This is a genomic window from Pseudoalteromonas luteoviolacea, from assembly GCF_000814765.1.
Taxonomy (GTDB): Bacteria; Pseudomonadota; Gammaproteobacteria; order Enterobacterales; family Alteromonadaceae; genus Pseudoalteromonas; species Pseudoalteromonas luteoviolacea_H.
The window spans coordinates 555,482-571,791 of record NZ_JWIC01000004.1 but is presented as its reverse complement, the minus strand read 5'-3'; the positions used below and the strand labels follow the sequence as shown (position 1 = coordinate 571,791).

Here is a 16,310-nt window from a genome sequence, read left to right as displayed (position 1 = left end):
GATTAAAGCCCTCTGATAGATTGTTTTAAAATGAAAACTCGGAATAAGAACACGGGGTTGCCAATGACATAGCGATTGAACTTGGTTTTTGGCTCTTGCATTAAACGCCATACCCACTCTAAGCCCATTTCGCGCATCCAGAGCGGTGCTCTTGGAATTGCCCCAGAAAAGAAGTCAAATAAACCACCTACTGCCAATGCACACTGGCAATTTAAACGATGTTTGTTTTTAGCAAGCCATAGTTCCTGGCGAGGTGATCCTAGAGCCACCAGCAAAATGGTTGCTCCGCTTTGATTAATTTGCTCGATGATGTCGTCATCACTGTTAAAATAACCGTGATGCGTGCCGCGAATGTCTAAGCCTGTGTATTTAGCTTGTAGAGCTTCGCCTGCTTGTTTCGCGACGCCTTCTTTTGCCCCTAGCAAAAAGAATGATTGTTCGGTTTGTACAGCCTGCTCACACAACAGTGGTAACATGTCAGTGCCGTTAACATTGTCTGCCAAATCGATGCCTGAGTGCTGTGCTGCTATTCGCATGCCTGAGCCGTCAACAAAGTTCTTATCACTACCGCACAACGTACAGTGTAACGATTTATTGCTCGAAGCTAAATTAATTGAATTCACATTCAGGAAGTAACCGACGCGACAGTTTGTCTGTGTTTGCTCGCTTTGACATACCCAATTAATTGCATCATGCATTGTGGTATTCGCGAACGGTATGCCAAACATCTGGCAGTCACCTTGCGTGCAGCCACCTTTTTTATACAGCGCATTACACACGACTAACTTAAAAACCAGCATTGCGTCCTGAATACAGTTTTGTGTCGCCTGTGCTTCCAGCAGTGTTAGTTCATCACTTGCAACTAAACCTGTAGCGTGATGTAACTGTAAGCAATCATATAAACCCGCTTTTTCACATGGTGATTTGAACCGCTTTACATTGGGGATTGACGTTGTGCCGCGGATAATGGGTGTGCCTACAAAGTGAACTTGACCCATTGCAACGTTAATTATGTTTGCGCTCGATTTGAACGGACCAACTTGCCAGCTGTAAAGCTCAACCACATCGCCACCGATATCAATCCAGTTTTCACCTTTGATTGGAGCTTTCAAGACTAGCATGCTAAACAGAATGTTTAAGATGTATAAAGGAAGCAAAGCGACCATCAAAACAATTGCAAACGTAAATCTAATTACACTACGTGTTGCACTTGTTTTTTTTGTAGATGCAATATTGTGTCTGTTAGTTTGAGCAGCCATGTCACCACCTCCGTAATCTTTGTTGTAGAGGTAATTGCGAGGACTGTGCCAAATGAAATAAAAAATTTAAAGTGTTGAATTAAATTAATTTAATTCAACTTTGCAATTTTAGAGTGAATAGAATTTCTTAATTTGCAAAGCACAACGAGAAGTGTTTTTTTAATTTAAAAAATATGAGAGTAACTATTCGTTATACCTCCCTACTACTTACTAAATTGCGGATAAATACGACGAACTCTGTTAAATAACGCGGGCAGTTTACTGCTGACAATGGTGAGCTTTTTACCTTGTTGCTGGGCATCATTAAGGTCGCACTTAAGCAATAGCTTACTCACTTTAAAAATGATTTTATGGACCAATTTATCAAAAAAGCTATTTTTCAAAGGGCCATAATTAAAGTGACGAATATAATCCGCCATGTCTTTAGAGTGCGTATTATTCCATTTATCCGAAATCAACTGAAATCCACCGGTGCTTTTAGCAAAATGCGCGACATGTCCATTTTCCCCCCAGCCAATCCCTTTCGACTCAGCCACCGGGGTTTCAATCGCGCCAAGCACTTGTTCAAACCACGCTATAGCAACAGGGGTATTGTGCACTAACATCACGCCTGAATTGATTTCGCCACTAAAACCGTGGGCCATATAAATGAACTTATCAGCAACAAGTAGCGATTCAATCTGTGGGCAGTCATCTTGTATGAATGCATCCGCATCAACAAACAACACATTAATATAGCCCGCCTGTAACGCCCCTTTTAAAAGTAACAACTTAAGCCAGCAGCACTCTACCCCTAACGAGGTAAATAGAGGCCGAGTGATAACCACATAGTCATACCCCATTTTTTTTGCATATCGCTTTTGACTTTTTATACAGTGGCTATAACGCCATTGGTACCCATTCAAAGCCACACTAAATACCAGAGTCTCATTTTTATTCTTTGTCATTTACCGCTCCTTAATATGACTTCGTGCCTTTTTTAAATAAAGCAAACTCAGCATAAGTTTGCACAAGAAATATTTTTTCATTTTAAGAAATCTAAAAAATATGCGTATTAATTTGCGAAAATCGCCCCCTTAAAAACTCACTTTAAAAACGCAAGCAACTGTAATTTATAAACTTTATTTTCTGGCACATTTGCTGCTCTAGTCTTATCAACTTAATCGAAAACAAGGTCTACACGTTATGAGCTATTTCACAAAGATGTGCGTTTCTGCTGCGCTTTGCACCATGGCATCAAGCGCGGTTGCAGTACAGGTTGTCGATGGCAACTACGTATGGCAGTTCCAATCTGGGCAAGCTTGGCCAGGCGGATATAACCAAAATACAGGTAAACCAGACAGCTTAATTTACGCACGCGACGAGTATGGTAGTGATTTTTTCCATCGGATTAGTAATGCACTACCCGAAGCGAAAGTTAACGAAGCTTTTATAACTGGTGACAGCGGTTCAACTATACACTTGGTAGAAGAAGCGGAAGTATTCATTACCTTTATTCATGAAGGTGCTGGGTATAAAAACTCTTTTGGTTACTTCACTTTTGACCCTGAAAACCCGCCTACCTCAGCGGATCAAATACAAGAAACCATCGTCTTTCCTAACTTAAGCTATCCACATTTGACCAATGGCCACCGCGTCAGTATCGGCACACACCCTGCGGGCACTAGTATCGGCTTTTTCGTCGCAGCAAATGGTTTTTGGTACTACACAGGGGTGAAAAATTGGCAGATACCTTACTACTACTCAATCTCGTCACTTAATCCTGAACCGACTGAAGACTTAAGACAGCATTGCGTGCTCTTATATGATGAGCAAGAACAAGAAGTGGTTATCGGTTTCGAAGACTTACCGCGCACTTGGGGTGACAATGACTTTAACGATGCCGTATTCAGTGTGCAAAGTAGTCCAGGCACCGCTATTCAATCGAGCAATCTTGTTGTCATGCCTGAAGCCAATGACAGCGATGCGGATGGTATACCTGACGAGCAAGATGAATTTCCAAATGATTTCAGACGTTCACACAGCCAGTACTTCCCTTCACAAACCGGTGTGTCAACACTCGCTTATGAAGATAATTGGCCACAACGCGGCGACTATGACTTAAATGATTTAGTCGTAAAACAACGCATACAAACAACGTTTGATGCCAATAACGAAGTCAGTGGGTTTATTTTACACGGCTGGATCACGGCGCGTGGTGCTGCATATGAAAATGGCTATGCGCTTCGCATATTAGACTCAGCACCGGCACTCATTGAAAAAGCCACTGTCACCATAGACGGTCAAACGTTTGAAAAGAACGTAGAGGAATATCAATCAAATGCCGTGTTACAACTTTGGAGCAATACACAGCTATTCACGCAAACTGGTGAATCAGGCAAGTGTACCCACTTTAATACAGTGAAAGAATGTAGTTACTTTGAGCCGATACCATTTACGCTCGACGTCACATTTGAGGCATCTCAGCCTTCGCTCAGCATCGCGGATTTAGACTTCTTTATCTTCAGAACAGCGGATCGCACCATAGAAGTTCACATGGCTGATTATCCGCCAACAGACTTATTCGACCAAACTCGTTTTGGTAAGGTGGATGACTCATCAGATCCAAGCCTGAACCGTTATTTCAGAACAGCTGACAACTTACCTTGGGCGCTGACCGTGAGTGAAGAGTTTAACTACCCACGTGAATATATTGATGTGTTATGGGCATACCCTAACTACGAGACCTGGGTTGAATCAAGCGGTGCACAAGCACAAGATTGGTATAAAACCAGTGACAGAGACACCCACTACTACATGCCAGAATCAGAGTAATTAGGAGCGCACCATGAAAACAGTAACTAACTTAACCGCAATGTTCAGCATCACCCTACTGGCTACTCTGATGACAGGCTGCGGAGGAGGTGGCGGCTCTGAATCGAGTTCGCCAGCCCCAACAGCGACACAAGCAGCGACGCAACCAGCTGCAACATCCAGCGCAGCTACCAGTGAACCGCAACAAACTGAGCCAGCGCAAACTCCAGCACAGGAGCCGACGGCAGCAATGGAAGACTTTATGCCACAATCAGAGCTTAAAGAATCTGCTGCGACAGACTCGACAGATCTCTATGTTATGCCTGATTTTAAATTCAGAACCAGCGATGAAGTAACAATGGAGTTCAGTGGTGAGAATGTGTTTGGTGAGTCTTTGGCAGGAAGAACCATCAAAATTTATTCATTTGATGTCGAGGTGCCTTCTGTTGAAGACGAGTTGATGGGTAATAGAAAGCTGGTTGCCACTTTGAGATTTAATCCGTCTGGGCAGCTACAGCACACCCTAACGTTACCACAGACCGCAAAAACGATGCTGGTGCGCGTGGATAGCATGTTAGAGACAAACCAAGTGCTGTTCTCGCTCGATTCAGACGAGACAATAGTCCATACATTTAAGTAAGCTCTCCAAGCCAAAGTGTGCTCTGCATATGTGGAGCGCACTTTATTCTCTCTCTTTCACACGCCCACCCCCTGTCACAACAAAATTGCCAGATCTTTATACGTTAGTCAGAATCTTTGTCTATGCTTGTTGCGGTTATATTTATCGCATTGTGATAAATATTAAATATCCGCTACTTTCTAACAAAAGTCTTTGGAACTCTGAGAGTTACACTGCTATATCTTAATAGAGAACAAAAATTAATAAAGGAGCGCTTGAATGGATAAAATAACAGGACTTAATATTTTGCTAGTTGATGACGAGCCACATATTTTGCGCTCACTCAGCAGAGCATTACGCTCCGATCAATATCATATTCATACCGCTGAAGGTGGACCTGCCGCACTAGAGATTTTGGCGAATGAATCCATCGATGTGGTCGTCACTGACAAAAATATGCCAGAAATGACAGGCAATGAATTGCTCGCCATCATCGCTGAGCAATACCCAGATACCATTCGTATTATGCTGACAGCCTTCACCGAGCAAGCTGCACTCATTGATGCCATAAACCAAGGGAAAGTTTGGGGCTATATGCAAAAACCTTGGGATAACGATAATCTCAGGATCACCATAGAACAGGCACTACAGACTAAAATGCTCATTGCTGAGCGTAACATGCTGCGCGCCAGTCTAAAGCGCTATAAACGAGAACATAGATCTCAGTTCCAACGCTTTATTGGCGGCTCCTTAGCAATGCAAGTTGTGTATAAATGTATCGATAAGGCTGCACCGAGCCGTGCTAATGTGTTTATCACCGGCCCCAGTGGAACGGGTAAAGAACTGGCCGCGGAAGCCATTCATAACCTAAGCCCTCGTCACAACAACGAACTTGTCTGTATTAACTGCGCGGCAATCCCGTCAGAACTGATGGAATCAGAAATCTTTGGTCATATTAAAGGCGCGTTCTCTGGTGCGACCAATAATCGAGATGGCGCTGCGACGCTTGCAGATGGCGGCACGCTGTTTTTAGACGAAATTGGCGAAATGGATATGGCGCTACAAGCAAAAATTCTGCGCTTTATTCAAACGGGTACTTTCCAGCGCGTCGGTAGCGGCAAAGTCGAAAAGGTCGATGTGCGGTTTGTGTGCGCTACCAACCGCAATCCACTGGAAGCCATTGAACAACAGCTGCTACGTGAAGACCTGTTTTATCGACTTAACGTTATTGCGATAGATATGCCCGCCTTGTCTGATCGCGATGAAGACCCTTTGCAAATTGCACTCTTCTATCTCAACAAATTTAGCGAAATGGAAAATAAGCTATTTGTCGGTTTTTCAAAACGTGCTGAACAGCTCATTTTGAATTATGCTTGGCCCGGCAATGTCAGGCAGCTAGAAAATCTTATTCATAGTGCCGTAGTCATGTCCGATGGACCCATGGTAAGTGAAGAAACACTAATGCAGCAGCTGCATTTAAAACCCAGTGAAGAGCTATTCAAACCTAAAGACAAACCATCATCTGTCCCACAGCCGACTAATGGCTCGGCTGCACCAATCAGCACGGTAACGCCCGATGCCAGCAACATTGTGCCCCTTTCAGAAGTAGAACGTATTGCCATTGAACAAGCCTTACTTGTTTGTGAAGACAATGTAGTCAAAGCCGCTAGTCTATTAGAAGTCAGTCCTTCAACTTTGTATCGCAAAATACAAAAATGGGAGCCTTGACAAGGATAAGCACTTTGCAAATTAGAAAACATCTGCATTGCAAATTGCGACAAAGAAATACGGTTAACTTATAAAATAAAACAAAATAACCATAAAAATCAAAACGTTAAAAATAAAAATAGAATTGGCGTAATTATTGATTGATAGAGGTATCACTTAAAACCGAGTAAAGCCAATGCAATCAAGTAAACACTCACTGAAGCTACTACTGCGAAACACCTCTTGGCTGGTGGGCGCGGAAGTTGTAGCCAAAGCTACGCGCTTACTGAGCATCATGGCGATGGCTGCATTTTTGGTACCTGTCGAATATGGCGCAGCTATGTTGGCACTGAGCATACATGAAGTCATTCGTTTACTTTTACGCTCAGGTACTGGCGCACAAATTATCCGTGCAAAAGACTGTGATTTACCTGATTACCTGTCAAATGGCTTGTGCATACAATGGTTATTGTGCATTGCACTTTGCATCGTGCAACTCATTACTGCCTACGCCACTCAGTGGCTTTTCCCAGAGCATGACATCACAACCTTAGTAGCCTTGATGGCATTTACTTACTTAGTATTCCCTATCGTCAGCACCCGAGCATTTTTGGTACAGCGCGATAACCGCATGGCACTGTTTAGCATGATCAGTAGCTGCTGCATCATTTTAGAAAATACCACGATAGCTATTGCGCTATATTTTGATGCGGGCCTACTATCGATTGTTTACGCAAAATGGGCATTTGCACTGTTATGGCTTGGCGCTTTTTCACTGGTTGACACTCTGCCTCATAAAATAGGCTTCAAGCGTGACACCTTTTTTTATTTACTTGGTTCTTCTACGCAACTCGCTGCTGCTGAAGGCCTGCGTTCACTTCGTATGAACATGGACATCTTCATTGGTGCAAGATTACTTTCACCTGAACTGTTTGGCCTTTACAGCTTTGCTAAAAGTGCGGGCATTGGACTTGCCATGTCAATCAGCCAAGCCTACATTACTGCGCTTTACCCGTATGTTTGCCAGCAACAAAAAAATGCACAAACGGGCAACCTAAATCAAAAAATCATGTGGGTTACCGCTGCGGTATCTGCCATTTTTGTATGCCAATCGGTCTTGGTGCCAGTCTATGTACCCTTTCTTTTCTCAGCAGATTGGCAGGCAAGTTTTACAACAACCAGTTTATTGTGCCTTATTGCAATCACAACAGTATGGTCAGACACCTACAGTGCAATGCTACGCAGTAAAGGCCTATTTAAGTTAGAAACACAACAATGTGCATTCTGCCTTATCGTATCCATCATCGGTGTATTGGCTATCGCACCACAGCAGCCAGACACATTTGCCCTAGTTTTACTTTTGAGCAGCATATTGTGGCTGGTATTCCCTGCCATCAATGTACTTCTTGTCAAATTCAGCGCCATCAAAGCCGCCTAAGGAGCTTGCTATGACTACTTTAATCAACCCAACAGTTAGCGTCGTTATTCCTATGTACAATGTAGGTAAATATATTGAGCAAAGCATCGGTTCGGTACTGAAGCAAACTTATCAAGACTTTGAAGTATTATGTATTGATGATGGTTGCAGTGACGATACTCTGGCTAAAGTCGCACAATTTGATGACTCACGTATTCAAGTCATTCAACAACTTAATCGTGGCTTATCGGGTGCTAGAAACACAGGAATACGAGCCGCGAAAGGTAAATACATTGCTCTACTGGACGCCGACGATTTTTGGTCAGCAAAAAAACTAGAATTACATGTCGCACACTTAGATAGCAACCCTAAAGTGGGAGTGAGCTACTGCCCATCTCTGTTTGTGAATGAAGACGGTGCGCCTCTGGGCATTGGCCAATTTCCCGCTTTAACAGGCATCACCACAAAACAAATTTTTTGCCGCAACCCGGTTGGTAATGGTTCTGCGCCTGTTATCAGAAAAGCGGTATTTGATGCAGTGGCCTTTCAAGATGGCATGCGTGCATGGACACAATACTTTGATGAAGAGCTGCGCCAGTCTGAAGACATCGAAATGTGGTTGAGAATGGCACTAGATACTGATTTTGAATTTGAAGGTATTGCCCAACCACTGACTTATTATCGCGTCAACGCATCAGGCTTATCATCTAACTTGCATAAGCAATTTACCAGCTGGCAGTATGCTGTTGACCAAAACCGTATCGGCCATGAAGCCTTCTTCAATCAATATGCCTCACTGGCAAAAGCTTATCAGCTACGTTATTTATGCCGCCGTGCGATCCAGTCAAGAAACAGCACTCAGGCAATTAAGTTGATGCACCAAGCACTTAAAACTAACTGGCGTATTTTGAAAGAAGAGCCAAAACGCACCCTAGCAACTTGGGCTTGTACGTATTTAAGTACATTACCTGCCTGTATTTATAACACCATAGAGAACGCGGCGATGCGCGGTGTTTCATACCTTCAAAAGTCGCATTAATGTTCACTTATCACATTCAGTACCCATAAATAAAAAACCAGCAGAGGCTGGTTTTTCTATTTTGCAAACGCCACTCAATGCAAATTGCAAAAAGCCAATATAAAAACCGCAAAACAACTTTATAACCTCCTGTTTTTAAATGATTTCGACAACTGGCCTAATTAATGCTTTATTTAAGACAATATCTTTCATTAAGGAATAGACTATGACAGTCACCAGCATCTCAACAAAGCTCAGTATATTAGCACTTGTGTGCAATATCGCGCTGACTGCTGGCTGTGCACATATTGACGGAACAGTAGAGTTAGAAGATAACGACGACCGTTTTTATGGCCACCCTGATGCACAAGGCACAGTGATTAATCCAGCAGAGCCCGGCACAGTATTCGCAGCCGGTTTAGATTGCTCAGGCGCGAACGAATTTGCCATATCAAAACAGTACCGCGTTGACAAAGCAATTGTTACGCACCCAAACAATCAAGCGCCCGTACCTGTGCTAGGTGGAAAAGATGCAAATTCTTTACCACTGAGCCCGGGCGACTTGATCGACATTAATATGGAGTTTGGTGAAGGTTTCAATGGCCGCTATATACTAGATAGCTCTGGCCTATTGGAAATGCCCGTGATTGAACCTATCTTTGCAGCGGGTTTGACCACCAAGCATTTAAGCGAGCGCATTGAACTGGCATTGATCAGAGCGAATATATTCAAAGCGCATACGCTTGATGTAAATATCAAAGTACTGAACTTAGCCTCCATAGAAGTGCCTGTATCAGGCGCGGTATTTGAACCAGGTCGCGTGACAATTAATGCAACGATCCCCTCGCAAGTGCAGCAAGAACGCCTTGCAGCTTCAGGTGACCAAAGTAAAAAGCGTTTATTGTCTGAAGCGGTCAGAACCGCCTCTGGTATTCGCCCAGATGCGAAGCTAGACCAAGTGATTTTAATCCGTTCAGGATGGCAGGTAGAAGTTGACCTCACGGGTATTTTAACCGGCGAGCCGGTAACTGACTATGCACTGATAGCTGGTGACCAAGTGATAGTGCCAAGTACAGGGTGTTTTCAACCTCACTTAGTGAGACCGTCGCAGATCACGCCAAAAGGCTTTCGAGTATTTATGTCGAACTTGATTGATTCTGCAGAGAGTAATTCAAACGCAGCCATCGGTCGTTTTTCAAGTAGCCTGCCTTATGGTACGCGCTTATTACAAGCTGCAGTCTCTGCCAACTGTGTGGGTGGTAAATCATATACTAACGCGCCTCGTCGCGTAGTGTTAGTCAGCACCCACCCAATTACAAAACAGACGCAAGTTATAGAGCGTTCAATCGAGCAACTTATGCGTATGCCTTATAGAGATAAAATCAATCCATACGTAATGCCAAATGACGCTATCGCCTGTTACGACTCTGATATCACAAATTTAAGAGACGTGGCACAAACAGTTTTAGACTTAGTCGCACCATTCAAGGTGTTTTAGGAGGTGTATCATGGGTACAGCACTTCAAGTCACGACGCCATACAGCCGCTTTAGAGCAACGATTTATCGTTGGCTGCACAGACCATACTTAGCTGCATGTGCGATTAGTTATGTTGTTATTACATTGTTGGTGATTGCCTATTTGCAAAAAGCACCCACTTTCAAAAGTGATTTTGACATTGTGCTACCGGGTACTGGTGCTAACAGCCAAGTCAATATCGACGAAGTAGGTCAAGTGGTCTCATCCACTAGTGCACCTTTTGGCAAAGGGTATAACCCGCGCGTGAACTACAAAGAGATGATCATGAGTCGTAACCTAATCGACAGCGCTGCTAAAACAATGAATCTAACAGGTCGCGAGTTTGGCAATCCAAAAGTACGCTTAACCGAGCAAACCTCTATTTTGAATGTAGAAACAACCGGCGACTCACCACAAATTGCACAAAACAAAGCATGGGCTATCTACGACGCACTACAAGCACAGCTCGACCATTTGCGTGCAGATGAGGTCAAACGCCGCGATGAAAGCATCAAAGCTGTTTTAGACCAATATCGTGAGCGTCTAAACCTAACGCGTAATAACATTATTGATTTCCAGCAGCGCTCACTCATTGTTTCTGCTGAGCAATTACAAAGAGAAACAGCAACTCTGTCTTCAATTAGAGAAAAAATGGTGATGATCCAAGCGGAGATCGGCCAAGGTGAAGACTATGTCAGCCAATTGAGTGTAGACTTGGGTGTATCACCGGCTATGGCGGGGCAAGCATTTGTGCTTCAATCTGACAGTGAGTTTCGCGGCTATCTATCAGAGCTGACTTCTAGTGCATCTCAGTTAAGCGAATATCGTTCACGTTGGGGTGAAGGTCACCCGAAAGTCAAAGCAGAATTTGCTCGCTTTGAATACTCAAAACAATCGCTTCGTAACCGCTCACAAGGTTTAGTCGGTCCAAACGCAGCACATATATTCACGTCGCTAGATTTAAAGAATAACCCAAAACGAGCGCAACTTTTTGCCGATCTTATCAATGCGTATGCCGTTAAAAAAGGCAAAGAAGCAAAATTAGTTGAACTAGACCAAGCACAAACGTTGTTAAACGAAAAAATCAAAATATATGCACGAGAAGCAGCAGAGCTTGAACGCCTTCAACGCGAGTTTGACCTAGCAGAAGCCGTATTCACGTCAGCAGCAGCGCGCTTAGAAGCAAGTAAAGCCGATGTATTCGCTTCCTATCCGATTGTGCAACTTATGACGCCACCCTCAATGGCTTTCAAAGCAGTGAGTCCGAAAAAAGGGTTGGCCATTGCTGCAGCGCTTTTTGCGATGATTTTCACATCACTTGCTATATTAATGGTTAACAAACGCAGAGAAATCGTTGCACTCGTTGTAGAGAAGCCAAAAGCAAAAGGATAATGGATGCTACTACTGTCAGCATTACCAGGAGAGAAAAAAGAATTTGTCAGCTCAGAGGAATTCGTCGTCTGGGCTGGCTTAGTGCTGACCTACCCTTCCTTTTTAACCGGCACACTATACGTCCTCGGTTCAGTGATTGGCTGGATCTTATTTGCTATGGTGATCACCCGCCTCTATGTTGAGGTTGATAAAAAACACAGCCGAGTTAACCCTATGGTGTGGTTATGGGTCATCGCCATGATGGTGATGCTGGTGGCGCTCATTATTGCCCATTTTAATTGGTCATTAGGCATAGGGAAAACCATAAAATCATCCATCGGCTGGATGAAAGGGTGGGCGCTTTTAGCGCTGTTTCCTCTAATCGGTAACTTAATTCAAATTCGCAAAGAAGTCGTGATCCGCGCGGTATGCATCATCGGTATTCAAACCCTGATCTTTGCTGTGGTTTCTTTTATTTTTTACTTAGGTCGCTTACCCGGCGACATTTTCCTCTCTCCATTAAAAGTCATCGGCGGGCCCGGGGAAAGCTTTTTCATGGTGAGTTTTTACGGCATAAACCCAGAAACCGGTGCTGGAAGATGGCGCTTCTTCACTCCATGGGCTCCCGCAGCCGGGTTTATGGCCTGTATCTATCTGGTATTTTGCCTGCAAGAGCAAAACGCGCGTATTCGCCGCTGGGCCATCGCTGGATGCTGGGCCATGCTGCTACTTTCTCAATCCCGTGCGGGCATTGCCATTTTTATTATGCTCTTTCCTATGGTGATGTTCAGCGATAAATTCAAAGAGCCATGGTTTTTATTTTTACTCGGCTTTTTAGTGCCCGTGATACTGTTACTCGGTGAGCCTGTGTATCAATGGGTGATGGACTCTTACGAAGCCGTCAAGCAACAGCGACCAGGCTCAACGCGCGTAAGGCAAGCATTAGCCAATATAGCCGTGCAGCGCTGGGAAGCTGAAGCGCCTATTTGGGGTCACGGTATTGTTGAGCGCGGGCCTAAACTCGTTGAGCGTATGCCAATTGGCTCTCACCATAGCTGGTATGGACTACTTTTTGTCAAAGGTATTGTTGGCGCCATCGCCCTTGCCGTGCCAATGGCGCTTACCTTTATTTACTTTTTATGGAAATCACAAGACTCTAAAACAGCACAAACGGCACTGTGTTTAATGACGGTGTTTATCTGTTATAGCTTTTTTGAAAACTTAGAGATTTTGTCGTTTTTGTACTGGCCGGCATTGCTATGGTTTGGCATCGTATTCAAAGGCGAGAAGGCATATCGCGCATCAACAAGAAAACACCGGCAAATAGAGCACTTTCCAAGCAGACGCGCGGGGCGTTAATTTAGTTTTTATGCCGCTACAGGCACACCACTGTGGAATTTAAAGTCTTCATCTGGTGTATCTATGAGTGCATTTTCAATGGCTTTAAACTCGGCAATGCGCGCAGTTACATCAAAACGTGTCGGATCGGTTGCCTGTGCGACTTGCTCAGCAAGCTCAATATAATCTTGATAGTGGCGTGCTTCAGAACGCAGTAGTGATACATAAAAACGCGCCAGTTCATCATCTAAAAATGGCGCAAGCTTAGCAAAGCGCTCACACGACCTCGCCTCGATGAATGCACCAATAATGAGCTTATCAATGAGCGCAGCTGGCTCAAACGTGCGTACATGCTTGATCATACCCGCAGCATAGCGAGAAGCATTTAGGCTTTGTACACGCAAGCCTCTTTGCTGAATGATCTCAAGCACCTGCTCAAAATGATGCAGCTCTTCTTTAATAAGACGCACCATTTTGTCTAATATATCTTGGTTATAGGCATATTCTGGTTTTGCAGTTAAGCTGCCAATTAACTCATTTTTGCTCGCTGCAAACGTGCCGTCACCTATTTTACGATATACAAAGTCCTCATAAGGCTTTACCCAGCCCAACAACGTTTTTGCAGACTGATTGTCCACTGCATATTTACGAATTAAAAACGCAGCGCTTTGCGCCGCTTTTAATTCACAATGCATATGGTCAACAAGTAGTCGTTGCAAGTTTTCAGGCTTTTTAGCCTCTTCAATCCAACTGTCGGGTGTACATGTACCCAAGAACTCGTATATCGGTGCAAGCAAATCTGCGTATTTATCTAGCATCATCATCAAAATATTTCGAACTAATGGCGCAATTCTATCACACACTCACCGTACCACTCTATCTTGGCGTAGCGGAAATAACATGGCTCAATTGTTTAGGATCAAGAACACCTGTCGTTTAACCCGAGTTGCTTGACAAAATTTAACCAATATTTCATATGTTAATTGAGGTTGTGTGAAAAACACTCAAAAAAGAGAGGCTTTGTATGATTTTAAACCACTTATGGGGGCTCTATGCTCACCCTATTGAGGAGTGGCAGACGATTGACAACCATCATGAAAATGCCAGCTTTAGTCTATCCCATATGATAGTAATAGCCCTGATCCCGAGTATTATGGGATACATTTCTTCTGTTCACTTAGGTTGGAAAATTGGTGCGGGAGAAGCGGTATATCTTACTCATGAAAGTGCGCTGCTCATTGCAATTGCTATGTACTTTGCACTGATCATCGGTGTATTTGCACTTGCCTATTTAGCGCATTGGATGGCGGTCACCTTTGGCGCTGCCCCAACTTTTACGCAAACCCTTGAACTGGCAGCTTACACGTCAACGCCACTCTTTATGTCAGCCATTGCCGCCATTTATCCTGAGCTTTGGTTTGTAGTTAGTGTTGGCATCGTCTCTGTCGCCTACTCTGTCTACTTACTTTACACGGGTGTGCCTATTCTCATGCATATTCCCGAAGAGAGAGGCTTTATCTACGCCAGTTCAATGGTCACCTGTGGACTTATCTTATTGGTGATCATTCTTGCTGCAACGGCGATTTTATGGACGAATGGCATAATTAGCCCTACATTTACTTAGGGTAGCGTGGTGATTCGCGCTACCTTGCTTTTATCCTAAAAACGAAATCAAACTAAAAGGGCGATGGTATTCACCATCGCCCTTTTTACATATTCAAGTGTAAGCGTTGCTTATTCGCCTTCGCCTGTTTCTTGATTATGCAGCTCTAAACTCGCTGACATCGCTTGCTCACGCGTTGATTTTGCTGAGTCATTTCTCAGTGCATCGATACGGTTTAGGTAATCTTGATCGACATCACCTGTGATGTACTGACCGTCAAATACCGATGTTTCAAACTGACTGATCTCAGGATTTTCAATGCGAACTGCTGCAATTAAATCTTCAAGAGATTGATAAATCAAACCATCTGAGCCAATGCTCGCATTGATATCCTCGAGTTCACGACCATGCGCGATCAACTCAGCTGCCGACGGCATATCGATACCATATACGTTCGGGAAGCGTACCTCAGGAGCTGCTGATGCAAAGTAAACATTTTTTGCACCTGCCTCTCTCGCCATTTCAACGATTTGTGCTGAAGTTGTACCACGTACAATCGAGTCATCTACTAGTAAAACATTTTTACCGACAAACTCTCTGTCGATGGCATTAAGCTTGCGACGTACTGACTTCTTACGCTGCTCTTGCCCTGGCATGATAAACGTACGGCCGATATAACGGTTTTTCACAAACCCTTGACGATATGGCAGGTTGAGTACTGAGGCAATTTCAAGGGCGATATCACATGAGGTCTCAGGGATTGGAATAACCACATCAATGTCTTTATCCGCCCACTCACGTTGGATCTTTTCACCCAGCTTAGTACCCATATTCACGCGTGACGCATAAACTGACATGTTGTCGATGGTCGAATCTGGACGAGCAAAGTAAACAAACTCAAAAATACACGGCGCTAACATGGTTTTATCAGCACACATCTTCGAGAAAAATTGACCATCTTCGGTTACATAAATCGCTTCACCTGGGGCAACATCACGCACGAAGTCAAAGCCATCTGTCGCCAATGCTACGCTTTCAGAAGCAAACATGTACTCAGTACCATTGTCTGTGTCACGTTTACCAAATACCAATGGGCGAATACCATGCGGGTCACGGAACGCTAACATGCCGTGGCCAATGATCATTGCGATACTTGCATAACCACCTGAACACTGCGCATTCACCGCGGCAATTGCGGTAAACATGTCATCTGCATCCAGCTTCATTTTGTCGCTGCAACCTAGCTCATAAGCAAGGATGTTTAGCAGGATCTCAGAGTCTGATGTTGTGTTTACATGACGTCTAGCCTTGGTAAACAAACGCTCTTTTAACTCCGCGGCATTGGTCAAATTACCATTGTGCGCTAATGAGATACCAAATGGAGAGTTTACATAGAAAGGCTGCGCTTCAGCAGAGCTTGAAGAACCTGCTGTCGGGTAACGCACATGGCCAATACCAATGTTGCCCTGTAGTCGTTTCATGTGACGTGTGTGAAACACGTCTTTTACCAAGCCGTTTGCCTTGCGAAGGCTAAACGTATTGTTGTCAATGGTAATGATGCCCGCTGCATCTTGACCGCGGTGTTGCAAAACAGTTAAGCCGTCATACAAAGCCTGATTAACAGGAGATGTTCCGACTATCCCAACGATACCACACATTAAAAAATTC

General features: G+C 44.0%; 13 protein-coding genes. 9 read left to right on the top strand and 4 right to left on the bottom strand.

What is annotated here, in order from left to right:
- Positions 1-2: 2 nt before the first annotated feature.
- Complete coding sequence (locus JF50_RS05725) at positions 3-1,259, bottom strand: WecB/TagA/CpsF family glycosyltransferase (RefSeq protein WP_052262145.1); 1,257 nt, start codon at positions 1,257-1,259, stop codon at positions 3-5.
- 203 nt (positions 1,260-1,462) lie between these two features.
- The gene (locus JF50_RS05720; RefSeq protein WP_039608483.1) at positions 1,463-2,206 is read right to left on the bottom strand and encodes a hypothetical protein; all 744 of its coding nucleotides are present in this window, start codon (positions 2,204-2,206) and stop codon (positions 1,463-1,465) included.
- A gap of 238 nt (positions 2,207-2,444) precedes the next feature.
- Here JF50_RS05720 and JF50_RS05715 point away from each other — a divergent pair, with 238 nt between their 5' ends.
- From JF50_RS05715 to JF50_RS05680, 8 genes are all read left to right on the top strand, one after another.
- The gene (locus tag JF50_RS05715) at positions 2,445-4,073 is read left to right on the top strand and encodes an LruC domain-containing protein (RefSeq protein WP_052262144.1); all 1,629 of its coding nucleotides are present in this window, start codon (positions 2,445-2,447) and stop codon (positions 4,071-4,073) included.
- A 13-nt stretch (positions 4,074-4,086) separates the two neighbouring features.
- Positions 4,087-4,692 (top strand): hypothetical protein, encoded by a 606-nt coding sequence (locus JF50_RS05710; RefSeq protein WP_039608481.1) that lies wholly within the window; start codon positions 4,087-4,089, stop codon positions 4,690-4,692.
- 258 nt (positions 4,693-4,950) lie between these two features.
- Positions 4,951-6,399, top strand: coding sequence for a sigma-54-dependent transcriptional regulator (locus JF50_RS05705; RefSeq protein WP_039608480.1), 1,449 nt, complete (start codon positions 4,951-4,953; stop codon positions 6,397-6,399).
- Between the two features lie 175 nt (positions 6,400-6,574).
- Entirely contained in the window at positions 6,575-7,816 is a 1,242-nt protein-coding gene (locus tag JF50_RS05700) for an oligosaccharide flippase family protein (protein ID WP_052262143.1), read from the top strand.
- Positions 7,817-7,826: 10 nt separating this feature from the next.
- The gene (locus JF50_RS05695; RefSeq protein ID WP_039608479.1) at positions 7,827-8,834 is read left to right on the top strand and encodes a glycosyltransferase family 2 protein; all 1,008 of its coding nucleotides are present in this window, start codon (positions 7,827-7,829) and stop codon (positions 8,832-8,834) included.
- Positions 8,835-9,039: 205 nt separating this feature from the next.
- The gene (locus tag JF50_RS05690) at positions 9,040-10,311 is read left to right on the top strand and encodes a polysaccharide biosynthesis/export family protein (RefSeq protein WP_052262142.1); all 1,272 of its coding nucleotides are present in this window, start codon (positions 9,040-9,042) and stop codon (positions 10,309-10,311) included.
- Between the two features lie 10 nt (positions 10,312-10,321).
- Positions 10,322-11,722 (top strand): GumC family protein, encoded by a 1,401-nt coding sequence (locus JF50_RS05685; RefSeq protein WP_039608478.1) that lies wholly within the window; start codon positions 10,322-10,324, stop codon positions 11,720-11,722.
- Between the two features lie 3 nt (positions 11,723-11,725).
- Positions 11,726-13,060 carry an O-antigen ligase family protein gene (locus tag JF50_RS05680; protein ID WP_052262141.1) on the top strand — a complete coding sequence of 445 codons (1,335 nt, stop codon included), beginning with the start codon at positions 11,726-11,728 and terminating at the stop codon, positions 13,058-13,060.
- A gap of 8 nt (positions 13,061-13,068) precedes the next feature.
- On the opposite strand, the gene miaE is transcribed toward JF50_RS05680, so the two are convergent.
- A complete protein-coding gene (gene miaE / locus JF50_RS05675; RefSeq protein WP_039608843.1) occupies positions 13,069-13,857 on the bottom strand; it encodes a tRNA isopentenyl-2-thiomethyl-A-37 hydroxylase MiaE in 789 nt (262 codons plus the stop codon).
- A gap of 206 nt (positions 13,858-14,063) precedes the next feature.
- On the opposite strand from miaE, the gene JF50_RS05670 reads away from it, so the two are divergent.
- Positions 14,064-14,663, top strand: a complete 600-nt coding sequence (locus JF50_RS05670; RefSeq protein WP_039608477.1) for a Yip1 family protein — start codon at positions 14,064-14,066, stop codon at positions 14,661-14,663.
- 110 nt (positions 14,664-14,773) lie between these two features.
- Here JF50_RS05670 and purF read toward each other — a convergent pair whose 3' ends face one another.
- The gene (purF, locus tag JF50_RS05665) at positions 14,774-16,300 is read right to left on the bottom strand and encodes an amidophosphoribosyltransferase (RefSeq protein ID WP_039608476.1); all 1,527 of its coding nucleotides are present in this window, start codon (positions 16,298-16,300) and stop codon (positions 14,774-14,776) included.
- Between the last annotated feature and the right edge of the window lie 10 nt (positions 16,301-16,310).